This window comes from Mariniflexile maritimum (genome assembly GCF_009746565.1).
Classification (GTDB): domain Bacteria; phylum Bacteroidota; class Bacteroidia; order Flavobacteriales; family Flavobacteriaceae; genus Mariniflexile; species Mariniflexile maritimum.
Genome location: NZ_WRPN01000002.1, coordinates 186,303 through 203,662 on the forward strand (window position 1 = coordinate 186,303; position 17,360 = coordinate 203,662).

Consider the following 17,360-nt stretch of genomic DNA (forward strand, 5'->3'; position numbering starts at 1 on the left):
TTAAAGGGTTTTATTTGTTAGTTTGTTGAAAATAACGGATAAATAGGCCAAAGCAATAAATGCCCCCGGAGGCAAGATGAACAGTATAAAGGTGTTGGCGTTGTCTGATACAAATTTTAACCCGAACAAGCTGCCACTGCCCAAAATTTCGCGTACCGAGCCTAAAACGGTAAGTGCCAAGGTAAAACCAACACCCATACCTAAGGCATCAATGGCCGAAGAAAGCAGGTTGTTTTTGGAGGCAAAAGCTTCCGCACGACCTAATATGATGCAGTTTACAACAATCAGCGGGATGAAAATGCCTAATTGTTCATATAGAAAGGGCACGAAGGCTTCCAAAATCATTTCAACTACCGTTACAAACGATGCGATAATGATGATGAATGCCGGAATACGCACCTTTGCGGGAATCACGTTTTTTACCAGCGATACCGCCACGTTCGACATTAACAATACAAACGCCGTAGCAACACCCATGCCCAAGCCATTATAAGCCGATGAGGTAACCCCTAGCGTAGGGCACATACCCAAAAGCATTACAAATGTTGGGTTTTCTTTGATAATCCCTTTTAAGAAGTTTTGGGTTTGATTTAGTGGTTCTGCCATAATTCTTAATTTTTTAATCCGATTAATGAACCATTGTTTTTTATAAAGGCATCATAAGCCATTTGGGTAGCATCGCAAAATGCCCTGGTTGAAATGGTGGCGCCCGTTAAGGCATCTACATCGCCTCCATCTTTTTTCACCTTCAATTTATAAGTTGAAATATTGATGCCCTTGAATTGTTGTAAAAATTTAGCTTCGGTCATTTTGGTACCCAAGCCCGGGGTTTCTTTTTGTTCTAAAACCGCAATATTTTCAATTTCGCCCGAAGGTTTAAAACCTATCATAAGCTTTACCAAACCGCTAAAGCCTTTATCGGTGGTGCCAATTACGGCAGCGCCTACAAATTCATTTTTTAAATAGGCAGGGTAAATTTCTATACTATCGGCCACAGTTTCGGCTTTTGCAAGTTTCATGTCTGCCACGGGGTTGTTGTCAAACGTGGGCAATACTAATTTGAGGGCATTGACTTTTTTTTCCAGCTTCGCCTTTGCTTTGGGTGCGAGGGTTAAATCGTTTACAAACCCCAATGAAAATCCGGATATAACGGTAATTATCAAAAGTGATAACAACATTCCTAAAAAAGTGGATTCTTTCTTGCTCATAAGGATACGATTTTAGCTTTTATTTTAGCACCAAATCTGCGTGGTTTAAAATAGGTATTGATTAAGGGTACAAAGGCATTCATAATTAAGATGGCAAACGAAACGCCTTCTGGATACGCGCCAAATAGCCTGATAACAACGGTAATAACACCAATGCCAATGGCAAAAATAACCATGCCTTTTTTGGTCATGGGGCTGGTAACCAAATCGGTTGCCATAAAAAAGGCCCCTAAAATAGCACCACCCGATAAGATATGGATGAGGGGGCTGGCATAATGTTCGGGGTCGATAAACCAGAAAATGCCCGTCATAACTACCATGGTAGCCAATACGGTTACGGGAATGTGCCACGAAATCACTTTTCTGTACAGCAAATACAAACCTCCTAGTAGCAATGCCAATGCCGACATCTCGCCCAACGAACCACCCGTAAACCCAAAAAGCATCTGGGTAGTACTGGGTAATTGAGGGCTTATTTCCGTCATGGTTTTTCCAAAAAGCAAACCTTCTTTAATCAGGCCCAGCGAAGTGGCACCCGTAACGGCATCTACTACATTTGTGTTATTTACAATGGCGGTTGGCCACATCGTCATTTGTACGGGGAAGGACACCAATAAAAACACCCGACCTACCAGCGCCGGATTGAAAATATTAAAACCCAAGCCGCCAAAAGATAGTTTTGCAATACCAATGGCTACCAAACTGCCCACGATAACCATCCAAATAGGAAGGTTCGAGGGTAAATTGAACGCCAACAAAATACCCGTTAGCAACGCAGAACCATCGGTAATGGTAACGGCGGTTTTAAACAGGTATTTTTGGATGCCATATTCGAACAGCAAACAGGAAGCAATGGCTACGGAAGTTACAATAAAGGCGCTAGCCCCAAACACATAAACAGACACCAAAAAGGCAGGAATGAGTGCGATGACCACGTCGTACATGATTTTTTTTGAAGTTCTATCGGAGTGAACGTGTGGGGAAGCAGATACAATAATAGGTTGCTCGCTCATAATCAATTTTTAGCGGTATTTAATTTTTTAACAATTTGTTTTCCGAAGCGTATATAATCCAATAAGGGGCGGTGCGAAGGGCATACATAGCTGCAAGAACCACATTCAATACAGGTCATAATATCTTCTGCGGAAGCTCTTTCATAAAGTCCTTTTTCAGAAAGATTCATAAGAAGGTGCGGTTCTAGTCCCATGGGGCACACAAAAACACATTCACTACAACGGATGCAGTTTTTTGGTTCGCCTCTGCTGGCCTCATCATCGGCAATGACCAAAATGCCTGAAGTGCCTTTGGTAACCGGTACATCGGTGTTTTTTATGGCTTTTCCCATCATGGGACCACCGTTTACAATTTTGCGTGTGCCTTCGGGCAAACCGCCTACTTCATTCACCAAATCGGTTATGGGCGTTCCTATTTTTACCCAGTAATTGGCAGGATTTTCCAATTTTTTTCCGGTAACGGTAACTACGCGCTCGGTTAATGGCACGTTATGTTGAATGGCTTGGTAAATGGCAAAGATAGTACCCACATTGTGCACAATAACGCCCACATCCAATGGCAAGCCGTTTTTAGGAACTTCCCTGTTTAACAAAGCCCGTACCAATTGTTTTTCGCCACCTTGCGGATATTTAACCTGTAAGGCCGCCACTTTTATTTTTTGGTTGTTTTGGGTGAGTTTTTTAAAGATGTCTATCGCATCTTTTTTATTGTTTTCAATGCCTATAATAGCTTTATTGATGTTGAGCGCATGCATTAAAATTTCGACACCAACCATAATTTCTTCTGCTTTTTCAAGCATCAATCGGTGGTCGGCGGTTAAATATGGTTCACATTCCACGCCATTGATAATCAAATGGTCTAAAACGGTACCTTCCTTAACGTTCAATTTTACGTGTGCGGGAAAGGTAGCGCCACCCAAACCTACAATACCATAATCGTTTATTTTTTGAAGGATCGCTTTTGGTTCTAGGATAATATCCTTTACTAACGGATATTCAATTTCTTGGAAATTGGCCTCGTTTTTAACATCCGTTCTAATAACGATGCATTGTTTTTTATAGCCCGAAGTATCTATGATGAGGTCTAATTTGGTTACGGTTCCAGCAACGGGCGAATGGATGTTTGATGAAACAAACCCACCCGATTTGGCAATAACCTGTCCTATTTCAACAGCATCCTTCACGTTAACGATTATTTCTGCTGGAATACCAATATGTTGTGATATGGGAACATAGACAACCTTGGGCACCGCCATGCGTTTGATGCTTTTTGCTGAAGTTAATTTGTTTTCTGGAGGATGAACACCGCCCTTTGGGAATGTTTTAAGCATCGGTCTTTATTTTTTCAGGTTCAACAATGGCTTCAACCTTTTTTTCTTTTTTTGGAGGGAAATTGGTTTCAATAATAGAGTGTGTTGGGCATACTTCTACACATTTTCTGCAAAGTGTACAGAGAATGGGGTCTATATATGCCAAGTTATTTTCCATGGTAATGGCATCTTTTGGGCAAACATCATCACATTTCGAGCAGCCAATACAGGCCACATCGCAGGCTTTTTTTGCAATGCCCGCTTTATCCTGGTTTAGGCAGCCCACAAATATCTTTAAATCGCGTTTATGTTTGGGGCGCATCTCAATGATGTCGCGCGGGCACGCTTCTACGCAAGCACCGCACGAGGTACATTTATCGGAGATGATTACGGGCAAGCCTGTGGTTTCGTCCATGTACATAGCATCGAATTTGCACACCGCTACGCAATCGCCATCGCCCAAACAACCATATTGGCAATCGGTTTCGCCACTGTAAATCATGGCCGAAATAGCACAATTTCTGGGGCCTTGGTATTCGGTGGTCTTTGGTCGTACATCGCAACCACCTTGGCAGCGCAATACGGCAAGGGTTGGGTCTTTTTCGGCAACGGTTTTGCCCAATACCTCAGCAACCATTTTCATAACAGGATTGCCACCAACGGGGCAAAAAAGATCGGAGATATCGTCGGTCTTAACCAATTTTTCGGCAAATGCCCTACAGCCCGGAGAACCACAGCCTGCGCAGTTGGCCGCTGGTAAAATGGCTTCAACTTCACCTATTAAAGGATCTTCATAAACATAGAATTTTTTAGAAACCACATACAGCACAACCGCTGCAATGATGCCTAATGAAGCCAAAAGGAAAATACTATATAAAACAGAATCTGACATACATAATTAGGTTTTAATTATAGAAATTTTAAACGCACTTTTTAGTGTGTTTTTCAATAAATAAAGCGTTAAATAATACGGTATTAAAATAAAAAGCGATACCAGGCCAGCAAGCCATTCCTTTAAAAAAAGCGACGTTAGTACCAACGAGGCGAACATTAAAATAAAAGGGAACACATAGGCCCAAAACACCGCTTTTAAACCCAATGTTTTTTTAAGCACAACGGTTACCGTTTCATTCACGTTGAAGCTTTCGTTGGGATTTTGTATTTCAATGTCTTTGGTATTCGATTCTGAAATACCGCAACTTGCTTTGGCACGGCACGATTCGCAATGGATGTTTTGTTCCAAGGAAACAATAACGGAATCGCCTGTTATTTTAGAGATAACACCCGAATGGATGAACGTGTCTGTATTTGATGCTTCGGAATCCATGAATACTTATTATTAGCTATAATTCACCATGTGAAATTAGTATATCCGTTTTAGTAATTATATGACTTATGTTAGGAAATTAAATAATTATGAAAGCCTAAAAAACAGTTGTTGCGGGACTGGATGTGACAATTATCATATAACTCCTTAAAAAGAGATATTATATTTGGAAGTTAAACACTATTTTTAGTTCATTCAAACATATTCTGTCTATAAAAATTATAATGTGGTTATGATACAAACTAAGCGAACCCCAGAAGCGTTAGAAGCTGTTATTATTAGGTTTGTGGGCGATTCTGGCGATGGCATGCAGTTAACGGGTACCCAATTTTCAGATACGTCTGCCATGTTTGGGAACGATATTGCAACCTTCCCAAATTATCCATCAGAAATTAGGGCGCCCCAAGGCAGCCTGTACGGTGTTTCAGGTTTCCAAGTCCATATTGGCAGCGTGGAAATCAATACCCCGGGCGATGAGGTCGATTTATTGGTCGCCATGAATCCCGCGGCTTTGAAAACCAATTTGCATGCGCTAAAGCCCGGGCACACCATTATTGTTGATACCGATGCTTTTACCAAGAAAAATCTGGAAAAAGCGCAATATGAAATCAACCCCCTAGAAGATGGCAGTTTGGCCAATTACAGAATCATTCAAGTGGCCATGAGCTCGCTTACCAAAGAAGCCTTAAAAGGTATTGATGGTCTGGACAACAAGGATATTACCCGAACCAAAAATATGTTTGCGTTGGGCATGGTGTATTTTATGTACAACCGTACCACCGAGCATACCATTGCGTTTTTTAACAATAAATTTAAAGCAACACCCCATATTATTGAAGCTAATACCAAAGTGCTAAATGCGGGGTTTTACTTTGCGGAAACGCTGGAATTGATTCCTAATACCTATTCCATTTCACCTGCAAAAATGCCAGCGGGCACTTACCGTATTATTATGGGCAACAAAGCCACGGCATGGGGGTTTTTGGCTGCCGCCGAAAAAGCGGGACTGGAGTTGTTTTTGGGCTCCTATCCCATTACACCTGCTTCTGATATTTTGCACGAACTGGTAAAACAGCGCCATTTTGGGGTAAAATCGCTTCAGGCGGAAGATGAAATTGCAGGAATCACATCGGCAATTGGTGCCTCATTTGCGGGCAATTTGGCAATAACAACCACCTCAGGCCCTGGATTGGCATTAAAAGGGGAGGCCATTGGTTTGGCGATGATTATCGAAACACCTTTAGTAATAGTAAATGTGCAACGTGGAGGCCCATCAACAGGTTTGCCAACCAAAACAGAACAATCCGATTTATTGCAGGCCCTTTATGGCAGAAATGGGGAAAGCCCGGTTATTGTTATTGCAGCAAGTACCCCGGCCAATTGTTTCGATATGGCCTATATGGCAGCAAAACTAACCTTGGAACACATGACCCCCGTAATTTTATTAACCGATGGGTATATAGCCAATGGGTCGGCACCATGGAAAGTGAAATCGGTTCACGACCTGCCGGAAATTAAAACAACCCTTTTAAAACAAGCGGTTGATGGTTGGCATCCGTATGATCGCGATGCTGATACACTTGCCAGAAAATGGGTCGTTCCAGGCACAAAAGGGATGGAGCATCGGGTAGGTGGTTTGGAAAAAGACAAGGTTACCGGAAACGTTTCCTATGTGCCGGAAAACCATGAATTCATGACGAAGATAAGGGCCGAAAAAGTAAAGCGGGTCGAAAATTTCATTCCAGCATTAACCACTGAATTTGCCGCTAGTGGCGATTTACTGGTTGTAGGCTGGGGTGGCACTTATGGTTCGTTACATTCTGCAGTGAAGGAAATGAACCATTTGGGCTATAAAAATATTGGCTATGCACATTTTAATTATATCAATCCGTTGCCCAAAAACACGGAAACCGTATTGAAGCAATTCAAAAAAATTGTGGTTTGCGAATTAAACAACGGCCAATTTTCAAGCGTATTAAAAATGAACTTCAATGCATTAAACCTTTGTCAGTTTAATAAAATACAAGGTTTGCCATTTGGGAATTCAGAATTAATTGAAATGTTTAAAGCATTAGTAAACTGATTATGGAAGCAACATTAGAAAATAATTATACTTACAAGGATTTTGAGAGCAATCAAGAAGTAAGATGGTGCCCGGGCTGCGACGATTACGTTATTTTACGCGCCATGCAAAAGGCACTTCCAGAAATGGGCGTTAAAAAAGAAGATGTGGTTTTTATTTCGGGCATAGGCTGTTCGTCGCGCTTTCCCTATTACATGAACACCTACGGTATGCACAGCATTCATGGGCGCGCACCGGCCATAGCCACGGGAACCAAATTGGCAAACCCAAATTTAAGTGTTTGGGTTATAACGGGCGATGGCGACTCCATGGCCATTGGCGGTAATCATTTTATCCATGTGTTGCGCCGTAACATTAATTTGAATATTATTTTGTTCAACAATGAAATTTATGGGTTAACCAAAGGGCAGTTTTCCCCAACCTCTACTATTGGCCAAAAAACAAAATCTTCACCCTACGGAAATACACAACCGCCCTTTTCACCGGGTGAATTGGCCCTGGGCGCTCAAGCACGTTTTTTTGCAAGAATAGGCGGGAATACACCTAAAGAAATGACCCAATTATTTATTGAAGCCGAAAAATTTAAAGGCACCTCGTTAATTGAAGTGCTTCAAAACTGCGTGATATTTAACGATGGTTGCTATACAAAATACACCGATAAAGCCATTCGTGAAGACAAACAACTTTTTGTAGAGCACGGAAAACCCATGGTTTTTGGCAAGAACAGAGACAAAGGTTTGGTGTTGAACAAACTTAAATTGGAAGTAGTGACCATAGGCGAAAACGGCATCACCGAAGCCGATATTTTGGTACATGATGCCAAAGAGCAAGACCCAACGTTACACCAAATGTTGGTGCGGTTGGAATATCCGTTGGTTACGGGCATTATACGAAGCCATGAAGAACTAACCTTTGGCGAACGGGAATTGGCGGTAACCGCCCAGGTGCAAGCAACTTCAAAATACAAAAAAGTGGATGATCTGTTTTTCTCTGGTGATACCTATCAAATTAAAGAAGATGGGGTGCATTATGAGTAAGGTTCAGTTTTTAGAAATGGCCGGAAAACAATAATCACATACATTTAAGCCAGCGTGCCCATGTGGTGTAAAGGCAATTGTTAGCAGTAATACCTTAAACATTATATGAATTATATTAAATTTTCATCAATCAAATTAAAACACTTAATTGTTTCAATCTGTATTCTTATAAGCTTGAATTCGTGTGGCAAAAAAGATAAGGAAACTTATCATGAAGAAATTGATTACAGTGATTTTAATTACTACCAAATTATAAATTTAAAAAATAGAGATAGCTCAACTGATCAATTAATTGAACTTGAAATTTATGGGAGTACCAAAGAAAATAAGTTCTTGAATCAGGCAAAATGGTTTTTAAAAACAGACGTTGATATTGACTCTTTGAATAGCCATTTTTATAAACTTGAATTTAATGAATATAAGCCATTAAATTATAAGGGACACATTGATGTTGTTTACGAAAAAAAGAAGATAATCGAAGTTGAATTTAAGGCAATCACATCTAAAAATGATGGAAAAGAAGAGGTTTTATCTTTTAAATCAAACAACTCAAATAGGGTAAATTTTAAATTTCTTAATGTTGATTCACAAAATCCGATTAAAGGAGTTTTATGCATTAAGATTGAGACAGAATTTTTAGTTGAAGAAAGTAAAGAGTATTTAGTAGGGCATTATTTTGAATACATGCTTGTTGACACTAATAAATTAACAAACAATTCTTTTATAGATGAATATAAAAATAAATGATTTTCCTTTGGAAAATCCTTGCACTCAAACACGCAACTTTACTTATGCTTAAACGTTAGCCACACCACACCATAAAAAAACCATGCCATGCAACAAGGCGCATGGCATGGTTTTTTTATCTTTCACGATGCATACTTATTTAATGCAACGGTTGAAGGTGATTGTTTCTATTAGAATTTATAACTTAACCCAACGGTGTAATACGATTGTATTTTGTTATCCAAATCATCAAAATCTGTTGCAGTAGCCGGTGTTTGTGCCAAGGCATAGTTAAGCGCTTCTTGCTTGTTGTTCCTTAGGCCAAAATCGAAACCAACACCAATCATTTTCCACAACGTGTAGCTAAAGGAGTTGGTCCACGTCCAGTTTGAATAGTTGCTACTTTTATAACTTTGGAACATCGACATGTTGGTTTTAAAATTCACGGCACCAATTTGACGGGTATAATCGGCAACAATTTTAGCTCCTAACGATGATTCGAAAACGGTTTCGCCACTGCTAAATACAAAGTTGTAGTTTAAAGGGTGTACTACCACAATTAGATTTTCGATTGGTGTCCAAGTTGCTCCCACACCAAAATCTAAATAACCGGGGTCGTTAAAGTTATCCAGAAGTGTTGTTCTGTATTCCATTAATGCCGAAGCAGCTAATGTTTTAGTAATGTTTCTTCCGTATAATGATGAAATATTGAACACATCGGTTGTGGGTTTAAAGCTATCGTCATCAGCAGGATTGTCTTTGTCGTCCAGTTTCACCCAATTCAAGTTTGTTGATAGGGCATTTCTCCAAAAGAATTTCTCTTGAATTAAGTTGGCATATCCGTTAAAGGTAAAACCAATGTTGCCAGAAGCGTTGTTTGGTGCGCCCTGTGCATACCAATTGCTGAAATTCGATAAACTGCCTCCAATGGTTCCAAAGGCGCCTTTTCTCCAACCGGGTAAAGCATCAATCTGCTTTTGTATTGCTTTGGCTTCCGACTGCAAAGCATCGGCTGCGGCCTGTTTTTCGGCCTTTTGAGCTTCTAGCTCTTCTTTAGTTTGAGCGTTTAATGTTAAAATTCCAATAAAAAGCGTAAGTAGTAATAGCGTTTTTTTCATATTTTTTAGTTTTATAATTCGCACAAATATAAGTTAATTTGATAAAATAGTCCATAACATGGTTTAGACCCATTTTTATGTTTAGGTCACATGAACAAGCACGATATTATTTGTTTTTATAAAGAGGAACAGACGAGCACGCTTCACCATACATAAGCGATTTTGCAATGGGTTTTAATTTTGAAGCAAGCATGATATACGCATTTTGTGGCACTGGTTTTTTTGAGCAGCCTTTTATGATAAGTGGTTTATTGGCAAACTCCGACACATCTAAATTGGTTATAACTTCTTGATAAATAGAACTTTCTAAAGCGTCAAGATTACCTACAATTGTTTTTTTAGCGTAGGGCTCTAAGTGAATAGCGATAAGCATGAAGGCCCATCCTGGTATTATGGCATCGCTACTGCAGGTTAAGGCAACATAACAATCTTGGTATTGCGACCAATTGTATGAAGCCACTTGATCTCTAAACGCTTTTTCGCGCAGTACAAACCCTTCGTATAACCAATCTTTAATATCAAAAAGGATGCGGTTCCCTTTGGGATAATAATCCTCAAGATTGATGGTAACCAAGGCGCTGTTCGCTACGCGATTTACAATTTCGTCTTTCAAAAAATTTAAGTTGTTAGGTTGAACTTCGACTTTGCTCAGGCTGCCATTTGCAATAGTGTTTTTTTTAATGCAAACGACGATTGAATACCGTATGTTATTTACAACATTCCTAACTCCAACTTCGCCTCTTCACTCATTAAATCTTGTGTCCATGGTGGGTCGAACGTGATTTCAACCTCGGCTGATTTGACTTCGTTTAACGATTTTATTTTTTCTTCAACTTCCAAGGGCAAGGTTTCGGCTACGGGACAGTTTGGTGTTGTTAAGGTCATTAATATTTTTACGTCATAGTCTTCATTTACAAATACGTCGTAAATCAATCCTAATTCATAAATATCAACGGGAATTTCTGGGTCGTAAATCGTTTTTAGTACGTTTACTATTTTTTCGCCCAATTGGGCAGTATCTATTTTGTTGCTCATTTTTTCTAATGTTTGTTGTTAAGTTGCATGTTGTTAAGTTGTTTTTTCTGAACGACTCCACAACAAACGCCTTAACTATTTAAGTTGTGTTTGGTATGCAATGGCATACATTTTTAGTTGTTTAATCATGCTTACCAAGCCATTGGCCCGGGTGGGCGACAAGTGTTCTTTTAAACCTATTTTATCAATAAAGTCCATTTCGGCATTGATAATGTCCTTGGGGCTTTGGTTTGAAAACACGCGTATTAAAATAGCAATAATGCCTTTGGTAATGATGGCATCACTATCGGCGGTAAATTCTATTTTGTCGTTTTTCATTTCAGCATGTACCCAAACCTTACTTTGACAGCCTTTTATAATATTGTTGTCTGTTTTGTATTGCTCGTCAATTAGGGGCAAATCTTTCCCTAAATCAATCATATATTGGTAGCGTTCTTCCCAATCCTCAAACATGGAGAATTCGTCGATTAGCTCGTTTTGTATTTCTTCTATGGTCACTTTTATGGTTTTTAATGGTCTTATTACAAAAATACAACAAGAAATTAAGACAGCATCATTTTTGCTTTTTTTACACCTTCAATCAAACTGTCAATTTCTTCTTTGGTGTTGTAAAATGCAAAAGATGCGCGTACCGTTCCCGGAATTTTAAAATAATCCATAATGGGTTGGGCGCAATGGTGTCCGGTTCTAACCGCAATGCCCATTTTATCTAAAATAGTACCAACATCATACGGATGTATGCCCTCTAAATTAAACGAAACTACCGAAGTTTTATGTTTTGAAGTGCCATAAATTTTTAAACCTTCTATTTGCAATAGTTTTTTTGTGGCATACGCAAGCAGTTCATTTTCATAGGTCGCGATTGCTTCAAACCCAATACTGTTCATATAATCGATGGCTGCCCCAAAAGCGATGCCGCCACAAATGTTTGGTGTTCCTGCCTCAAATTTATGGGGCAAATCGGCATAAGTGGTTTTTTTAAAGGTTACTTCGGCAATCATTTCGCCACCGCCTTGGTAGGGCGGCAGTTTTTTAAGCCATTTTTCTTTGCCGTAAAGCATGCCTTCGCCTGTTGGGCCGCACATTTTGTGTGCTGAAGCGACATAAAAATCGACATCCAATGCCTGAACGTCGGGTTTAAGGTGTGGGCAGGATTGGGCGCCATCAATCAAAACAGCAGCACCCACCTGGTGTGCTTTTTCAATGATATATTCAATAGGGTTAACAGTTCCTAACGCATTTGAAACGTGATTTACAAAAACCAGTTTGGTGTTTTTTGAAAGTAGTGTATCAAATTCGGGCATTACCAATTCGCCTTCTTGGTTCATTGGGATGACTTTTAAAGTAGCACCGGTGCGTTCGCAAAGCATTTGCCAAGGCACAATGTTGCTATGGTGCTCTAAAGCTGAAACGATTATTTCATCTTCCTTTTTTAATAGGGATGCAAAGCCGTTTGCGACCAAATTAATGCCATGTGTTGTGCCCGAAGTGAATATAATTTCGTGCGCATGTTTTGCGTTGAAATGTTTTTGGATTTTTTGTCGCGCCGCTTCGTATTTATCGGTGGCTTCTTGACTTAAAGTATGCACGCCCCGGTGGATGTTGGCATTGTAGTTTGAATAATAATCTACTATAACATCGATAACCTGTTGTGGGGTTTGTGAGGTTGCGGCATTATCAAAATACACCAAAGGTTTGCCATTTACTTTTCGGGAAAGTATGGGGAAGTCTTTTCGGATGCTGTTTACGTTGAACATAGGGTTGTGTTTAGCCCCGATTGAGGCATTTGTTGGAGCTCCTTGAAAAGAGCGACTGCCGAAAGCGGGAATAGCTACAAAATAATAAATTACTACCTTTTATGATGCCGAAACAAGTACCGCACTAAAGGTCGAAGCCAATATTAACGCCTAATTTATTGGCTATAATTTTGGTAATGCGTTGTTTTATTTCGGGTATTTTAACCGAGTTGAGCACGTTGTTGCTAAAGGCGTACATTAAAAGGGCCTTGGCCTCTTTTTCGGGAATACCGCGCGAACGCATGTAGAACATGGCACTTTCGTCCAACTGGCCAATGGTACAACCGTGCGAGCATTTTACATCGTCGGCAAAAATTTCTAATTGCGGTTTGGTATTTATGCTGGCCTTGTCGCTAATTAAAATGTTATTGTTGGCTTGAAAAGCGTTTGTTTTTTGGGCTTCCTTTTCAACAATTATTTTCCCATTGAAAACCCCTGTGGCACTTTCATCAAAAATACCTTTGTAGTCTTGGTGGCTTTCGCAATTGGGCTCGATATGGTGAACGAGCGTGTTATGGTCCACATGTTGGTTATCGCCAATAATGGTGATGCCTTTTAAGGTGGAATCGATGCGTTGGCCTTCTTGAAAAAAGTTGAGGTTGTTGCGCACCAGTTTGCCGCCAAAAGCAAAGGTATGCACCGAGGCTACGCTTTCTTGCCGTTGTTTTATAAAGGTATTGTCAATTAAACTGGCGTTTAAACGGTCGTTTTGAATTTTGTAATAATCGACAATGGCGCGTTTATTGGTAAAAATTTCGGTAACACTATTGGTAAGCACCGGATTATCGGTTAAGCTTTGGTGGCGCTCGATGATCTGTACATGCGAGTTTTCATCAATCACAATTAAATTTCGGGGTTGCAACATGGTTGCTGTTTCATTTCCCGTTGAAAAATTAATGATTTGGATGGGTTTTTGGACCAGTTTGTTTTTTGGAATGTGGATGTAGGCACCTTCGCTTGAAAACGCGGTGTTTAATGAGGCCAAACTATCGTTGGTAGCCGCTTTGTTGAAATAATTTTCGATGATCAAGCGGTATTTTGGTTTTGTTAATGCCGACGACATTAGGCAAACATCGATACCATCGTGCGTGGTTTGCGAGAGGTGTGAGGCAAATTTACCGTCGATAAATACCACGTTGAAGGTATCGATATCGTGGATAAAATATTTTTTAACCTCGTTATAATCAACGTTATTTTCTTGGGTGGGAAACACACTGTAATCGTGTTTTAGAACACTATTTAAGGAGGTATATTTCCAAGCCTCTTCTTTTTTTGTTGGGAAGCCTTTTTCCTCAAACATTTTAATGGCTTCGTTTCTAACATTGTGAATAAAAGTGTCGGTATCCACTTGGTTTTCAAATGCTAAAAAGGATGATATGAGTTTTTCTTTTAAATCCATTTTATTCGGTTTTCAGTCGCAGTTTTTGGTTTTCAGTCGTGGTTTCAGCTTTTAGTTGCAGTTTTTAGTAAAATAATGGTAAATTTTTAGTAGTCAGTTTTTCGTAAACAACTGCCAACTGTTGCTGCTACTTAAAACTTGATTTCAAGCCTCAACTTCGTCCTTAATCCAGTCGTATCCTTTTTCCTCAAGTTCGTGGGCCAGTTCTTTAGGGCCAGATTTTACAATGCGGCCGTTATGCAGAACATGCACAAAATCGGGCACGATATAATCGAGCAAACGCTGGTAGTGGGTAATAACGATAACGGCATTGTCCTTATTTTTTAACTTGTTTACCCCATTGGCTACAATACGCAGCGCATCGATATCAAGACCTGAATCGGTTTCATCGAGAATGGCCAGTTGTGGCTCCAACATGGCCATTTGGAAAATTTCGTTGCGTTTTTTTTCACCGCCCGAAAAGCCCTCGTTTAAGGAACGCGACAAAAACTTTCTGTCAATTTCCAGCAATTCCGATTTTTCGCGGATGAGCTTTAACATGTCCTTTGCCGGCATTTCTTCCAAACCTTTTGCTTTGCGCGTTTCGTTGATTGCGGTTTTCATAAAGTTGGTAACCGAAACCCCGGGGATTTCAACAGGATATTGGAAAGACAAAAAGATGCCTTTGTGGGCACGTTCTTCGGCCGCTAGTTCATCAATGTTTTCGTTGTTAAACACGATGTGGCCTTGGGTAACCTCATAGTCTTCTTTTCCAGCAATTACCGAGGCAAGGGTGCTTTTTCCGGAACCGTTTGGCCCCATTATGGCATGTACTTCACCTGCTTTTACTTCTAGGTTTATGCCTCTTAAAATGGCCTTATCGTCAATACTGGCGTGTAAATTTTCAATTTTTAACATACTTAATTTTTAAAATTTCAATCTTAAAATTCCAAATTCCAAAAGCACTTTTTTAAGGGAATTTAGTATTTGAATTTTGGTATTTTTTATATTATCCTACCGAGCCTTCTAAGCTAATTTCCAAAAGTTTTTGGGCTTCTACGGCAAATTCCATGGGGAGTTTGTTAAGCACTTCCTTGCTAAAGCCGTTTACAATAAGCGCAATGGCCTTTTCGGTATCGATGCCCCGTTGGTTGCAATAAAATATTTGGTCCTCGCCAATTTTACTGGTGGTGGCTTCGTGCTCGATTTTAGCCGATTTATTTTTTGCTTCTATATAAGGAAAGGTGTGCGCACCACAATCATTTCCCATTAATAAACTATCGCACTGTGAAAAATTACGGGCGTTATCGGCATTCGGACTAATTTTCACCAAACCACGATAGCTGTTTTGCGATTTTCCTGCTGAAATGCCTTTTGAAATAATAGTTGATTTGGTATTTTTTCCCAAATGAATCATCTTTGTTCCCGTATCGGCTTGTTGGTAATTGTTAGTTACTGCAATAGAATAAAACTCTCCAACTGAATTATCACCTTTCAACACACATGATGGGTATTTCCAGGTTACGGCACTTCCTGTTTCCACCTGTGTCCATGAGATTTTAGCGTTTTTTTCGCACAATCCGCGTTTGGTTACAAAATTGTAAACGCCTCCTTTGCCTTCGGCGTTTCCGGGAAACCAGTTTTGAACGGTTGAGTATTTTATTTCAGCATCGTCCAGCGCAATTAATTCTACCACGGCTGCATGCAATTGGTTTTCGTCCCTACTTGGTGCGGTACAACCTTCAAGGTAGCTTACATAACTGCCTTCATCGGCAATAACCAAGGTTCTTTCGAACTGGCCGGTGCCACCTTGATTGATCCTAAAATAGGTTGACAATTCCATGGGGCAACGAACGCCTTTAGGGATGTAACAAAAGCTGCCATCGCTAAATACGGCCGAATTTAAAGCGGCATAGAAATTGTCTTTTTGTGGTACAACGGTGCCTATGTATTTTTTCACTAAGTCTGGATGTTCTCTCAAAGCTTCGGAAATGGAGCAAAAAATAATGCCTTTTTCTCCCAGCGCTTTTTTAAATGTTGTAGCAACCGAAACGGAATCGACCACCACATCCATAGCCACGCCCGATAGTGCTTTTTGTTCGTCTAATGAAATGCCCAGTTTGGTAAATGTAGCCAACAGTTCCGGGTCAACTTCATCCAAACTATTGTATTTGGGCTTGCTGTTGGGGGCCGAATAATAGGAAATGGCTTGAAAATCGGGTTTGGCATAATGCACATTGGCCCATTCGGGTTCGGTCATTTTCTCCCAGGCGCGAAACGCTTCCAGGCGCCATTCGGTCATCCATTCGGGCTCTTCTTTTTTAAGGGAAATAGCGCGAACAACCTCTTCGTTTAATCCTATTGGGAATGTATCGGAGGCTATATCGGTATAAAATCCGTATTGATATTCCTTGGTTTTTAGTTCTTCTCTTAAATCGTCTTCTGTGTATTTACTCATAATTTGCCCCTAAGTCCCCAAAAATATGGGAATTCCTATCAGGGGTAAATAGGTTTTTTTTGGTTATTTTAATGACAGCCTTTTTTCTTCCTTTGGTGATTACGAAGCTTTACAGCGAAAAACTTTCCCCGCAGCCACATGTACGATTTGCGTTTGGGTTTTTAAACACAAATCCGGTACCGTTCAATCCTCCAGAATATTCTAAAGTTGTGCCAACCAAATACAGGAAGCTTTTTTTGTCAACTATAATTCTCACTTCATTATCAATAAAAACCTTATCGCCATCTTGGTTTTCCTTGTCGAACTTTAAATCGTACGACAACCCCGAACAACCACCGCTTTTAACGCCTACCCGTACATAATCGGTCGCAGGGTTATAGCCATCTTCTTGCATAAGTTCGATAACTTTTTTCTTAGCTGTTTCAGATACTTTTATCATATTTAGCCCATTCAAACCTTCCAAGAGGGAAGGCACTCAAAACTGGGTACGTTTTGAATATTTGATTATTAATTTTTCTAACGTTTAATAACAAAGTACAATCAAATTTTAAACTGTTTTTATTAAGACAGTTTCTAAATAGGGTGCAAATATACAATATAAGTAACGTATTACCACATTACCTAACATTATATTAGCATATAGTTGACAAACATATAAATTATCACTCTTAATCAACTGACTTACTGAAATCTCTTTATTTTTTTCGCCTTTTTAAGCTTGTTTGCGGAATATCAACATTTTTAAATGTTAAATTCTGTTAAAAACTTTGCGACAATGTTAATAAGTTCACGGTGCATCCCTGTGAATTTTTTTTTAATTTAGCATTGCTATTAATTAAAAAAAATGGATATGGCTAGTAAATTACAAGTT

General features: G+C 39.7%; 18 protein-coding genes. 3 read left to right on the forward strand and 15 right to left on the reverse strand.

The annotated features are described in order from the left end of the window. Genes GQO80_RS03670 through GQO80_RS03695 form a run of 6 tightly spaced genes read right to left on the reverse strand, consistent with a single transcriptional unit; the run spans window position 1 to window position 4,858 of the window. Window positions 1–606 (reverse strand): RnfABCDGE type electron transport complex subunit E, encoded by a 606-nt coding sequence (locus GQO80_RS03670; RefSeq protein ID WP_157206979.1) that lies wholly within the window; start codon window positions 604–606, stop codon window positions 1–3. A gap of 5 nt (window positions 607–611) precedes the next feature. Further along, window positions 612–1,208, reverse strand: a complete 597-nt coding sequence (locus GQO80_RS03675; RefSeq protein ID WP_157206980.1) for an RnfABCDGE type electron transport complex subunit G — start codon at window positions 1,206–1,208, stop codon at window positions 612–614. Then, entirely contained in the window at window positions 1,205–2,221 is a 1,017-nt protein-coding gene (locus GQO80_RS03680) for an RnfABCDGE type electron transport complex subunit D (protein WP_157206981.1), read from the reverse strand. The genes GQO80_RS03675 and GQO80_RS03680 overlap by 4 nt, the downstream gene beginning before the upstream one ends. A gap of 2 nt (window positions 2,222–2,223) precedes the next feature. Beyond that, window positions 2,224–3,552: an electron transport complex subunit RsxC gene (gene rsxC, locus GQO80_RS03685; RefSeq protein ID WP_157206982.1), complete on the reverse strand. Its 1,329-nt coding sequence runs from the start codon at window positions 3,550–3,552 to the stop codon at window positions 2,224–2,226. Further along, window positions 3,545–4,423 (reverse strand): Fe-S cluster domain-containing protein, encoded by an 879-nt coding sequence (locus GQO80_RS03690; RefSeq protein ID WP_157206983.1) that lies wholly within the window; start codon window positions 4,421–4,423, stop codon window positions 3,545–3,547. The genes rsxC and GQO80_RS03690 overlap by 8 nt, the downstream gene beginning before the upstream one ends. A 6-nt stretch (window positions 4,424–4,429) precedes the next feature. Continuing rightward, window positions 4,430–4,858: a SoxR reducing system RseC family protein gene (locus GQO80_RS03695; protein ID WP_157206984.1), complete on the reverse strand. Its 429-nt coding sequence runs from the start codon at window positions 4,856–4,858 to the stop codon at window positions 4,430–4,432. Between the two features lie 232 nt (window positions 4,859–5,090). Here GQO80_RS03695 and GQO80_RS03700 point away from each other — a divergent pair, with 232 nt between their 5' ends. The 3 genes from GQO80_RS03700 (at window position 5,091) to GQO80_RS03710 (ending at window position 8,725) form a co-directional block, all read left to right on the forward strand. Next, window positions 5,091–6,941, forward strand: coding sequence for a 2-oxoacid:acceptor oxidoreductase subunit alpha (locus tag GQO80_RS03700; RefSeq protein ID WP_157206985.1), 1,851 nt, complete (start codon window positions 5,091–5,093; stop codon window positions 6,939–6,941). Window positions 6,942–6,943: 2 nt separating this feature from the next. Next, on the forward strand, window positions 6,944–7,978 hold the full coding sequence (locus tag GQO80_RS03705) for a 2-oxoacid:ferredoxin oxidoreductase subunit beta (protein WP_157206986.1): 1,035 nt from the start codon (window positions 6,944–6,946) through the stop codon (window positions 7,976–7,978). 105 nt (window positions 7,979–8,083) lie between these two features. Then, complete coding sequence (locus GQO80_RS03710) at window positions 8,084–8,725, forward strand: hypothetical protein (protein ID WP_157206987.1); 642 nt, start codon at window positions 8,084–8,086, stop codon at window positions 8,723–8,725. Window positions 8,726–8,895: 170 nt separating this feature from the next. On the opposite strand, the gene GQO80_RS03715 is transcribed toward GQO80_RS03710, so the two are convergent. From GQO80_RS03715 to GQO80_RS03755, 9 genes are all read right to left on the reverse strand, one after another. After that, complete coding sequence (locus GQO80_RS03715; RefSeq protein ID WP_157206988.1) at window positions 8,896–9,822, reverse strand: DUF3078 domain-containing protein; 927 nt, start codon at window positions 9,820–9,822, stop codon at window positions 8,896–8,898. A gap of 106 nt (window positions 9,823–9,928) precedes the next feature. Beyond that, entirely contained in the window at window positions 9,929–10,435 is a 507-nt protein-coding gene (locus GQO80_RS03720; RefSeq protein WP_157206989.1) for a DUF2480 family protein, read from the reverse strand. Window positions 10,436–10,533: 98 nt separating this feature from the next. Beyond that, window positions 10,534–10,857 (reverse strand): DUF59 domain-containing protein, encoded by a 324-nt coding sequence (locus tag GQO80_RS03725; RefSeq protein ID WP_157206990.1) that lies wholly within the window; start codon window positions 10,855–10,857, stop codon window positions 10,534–10,536. 75 nt (window positions 10,858–10,932) lie between these two features. Next, window positions 10,933–11,355: a SufE family protein gene (locus GQO80_RS03730; RefSeq protein ID WP_157206991.1), complete on the reverse strand. Its 423-nt coding sequence runs from the start codon at window positions 11,353–11,355 to the stop codon at window positions 10,933–10,935. A gap of 44 nt (window positions 11,356–11,399) precedes the next feature. Then, on the reverse strand, window positions 11,400–12,614 hold the full coding sequence (locus tag GQO80_RS03735; protein WP_157206992.1) for an aminotransferase class V-fold PLP-dependent enzyme: 1,215 nt from the start codon (window positions 12,612–12,614) through the stop codon (window positions 11,400–11,402). 124 nt (window positions 12,615–12,738) lie between these two features. Continuing rightward, window positions 12,739–14,052, reverse strand: a complete 1,314-nt coding sequence (sufD, locus tag GQO80_RS03740) for a Fe-S cluster assembly protein SufD (RefSeq protein WP_157206993.1) — start codon at window positions 14,050–14,052, stop codon at window positions 12,739–12,741. Between the two features lie 144 nt (window positions 14,053–14,196). Beyond that, window positions 14,197–14,949, reverse strand: a complete 753-nt coding sequence (gene sufC, locus GQO80_RS03745) for a Fe-S cluster assembly ATPase SufC (protein ID WP_157206994.1) — start codon at window positions 14,947–14,949, stop codon at window positions 14,197–14,199. A gap of 91 nt (window positions 14,950–15,040) precedes the next feature. Next, window positions 15,041–16,489 carry a Fe-S cluster assembly protein SufB gene (gene sufB / locus GQO80_RS03750; RefSeq protein WP_157206995.1) on the reverse strand — a complete coding sequence of 483 codons (1,449 nt, stop codon included), beginning with the start codon at window positions 16,487–16,489 and terminating at the stop codon, window positions 15,041–15,043. A gap of 109 nt (window positions 16,490–16,598) precedes the next feature. Next, on the reverse strand, window positions 16,599–16,928 hold the full coding sequence (locus GQO80_RS03755) for a HesB/IscA family protein (RefSeq protein ID WP_157206996.1): 330 nt from the start codon (window positions 16,926–16,928) through the stop codon (window positions 16,599–16,601). Between the last annotated feature and the right edge of the window lie 432 nt (window positions 16,929–17,360).

Excerpts from the sequence above, each read along its gene's own strand:
- GQO80_RS03670 (WP_157206979.1), bottom strand. The coding sequence starts at position 606 with ATGGCAGAACCACTAAATCAAACCCAAAACTTCTTAAAAGGGATTATC.
- GQO80_RS03675 (WP_157206980.1), bottom strand. The coding sequence starts at position 1,208 with ATGAGCAAGAAAGAATCCACTTTTTTAGGAATGTTGTTATCACTTTTG.
- GQO80_RS03680 (WP_157206981.1), bottom strand. The coding sequence starts at position 2,221 with ATGAGCGAGCAACCTATTATTGTATCTGCTTCCCCACACGTTCACTCC.
- rsxC (WP_157206982.1), bottom strand. The coding sequence starts at position 3,552 with ATGCTTAAAACATTCCCAAAGGGCGGTGTTCATCCTCCAGAAAACAAA.
- GQO80_RS03690 (WP_157206983.1), bottom strand. The coding sequence starts at position 4,423 with ATGTCAGATTCTGTTTTATATAGTATTTTCCTTTTGGCTTCATTAGGC.
- GQO80_RS03695 (WP_157206984.1), bottom strand. The coding sequence starts at position 4,858 with ATGGATTCCGAAGCATCAAATACAGACACGTTCATCCATTCGGGTGTT.
- GQO80_RS03700 (WP_157206985.1), top strand. The coding sequence starts at position 5,091 with ATGATACAAACTAAGCGAACCCCAGAAGCGTTAGAAGCTGTTATTATT.
- GQO80_RS03705 (WP_157206986.1), top strand. The coding sequence starts at position 6,944 with ATGGAAGCAACATTAGAAAATAATTATACTTACAAGGATTTTGAGAGC.
- GQO80_RS03710 (WP_157206987.1), top strand. The coding sequence starts at position 8,084 with ATGAATTATATTAAATTTTCATCAATCAAATTAAAACACTTAATTGTT.
- GQO80_RS03715 (WP_157206988.1), bottom strand. The coding sequence starts at position 9,822 with ATGAAAAAAACGCTATTACTACTTACGCTTTTTATTGGAATTTTAACA.
- GQO80_RS03725 (WP_157206990.1), bottom strand. The coding sequence starts at position 10,857 with ATGAGCAACAAAATAGATACTGCCCAATTGGGCGAAAAAATAGTAAAC.
- GQO80_RS03735 (WP_157206992.1), bottom strand. The coding sequence starts at position 12,614 with ATGTTCAACGTAAACAGCATCCGAAAAGACTTCCCCATACTTTCCCGA.
- sufD (WP_157206993.1), bottom strand. The coding sequence starts at position 14,052 with ATGGATTTAAAAGAAAAACTCATATCATCCTTTTTAGCATTTGAAAAC.
- sufC (WP_157206994.1), bottom strand. The coding sequence starts at position 14,949 with ATGTTAAAAATTGAAAATTTACACGCCAGTATTGACGATAAGGCCATT.
- sufB (WP_157206995.1), bottom strand. The coding sequence starts at position 16,489 with ATGAGTAAATACACAGAAGACGATTTAAGAGAAGAACTAAAAACCAAG.
- GQO80_RS03755 (WP_157206996.1), bottom strand. The coding sequence starts at position 16,928 with ATGATAAAAGTATCTGAAACAGCTAAGAAAAAAGTTATCGAACTTATG.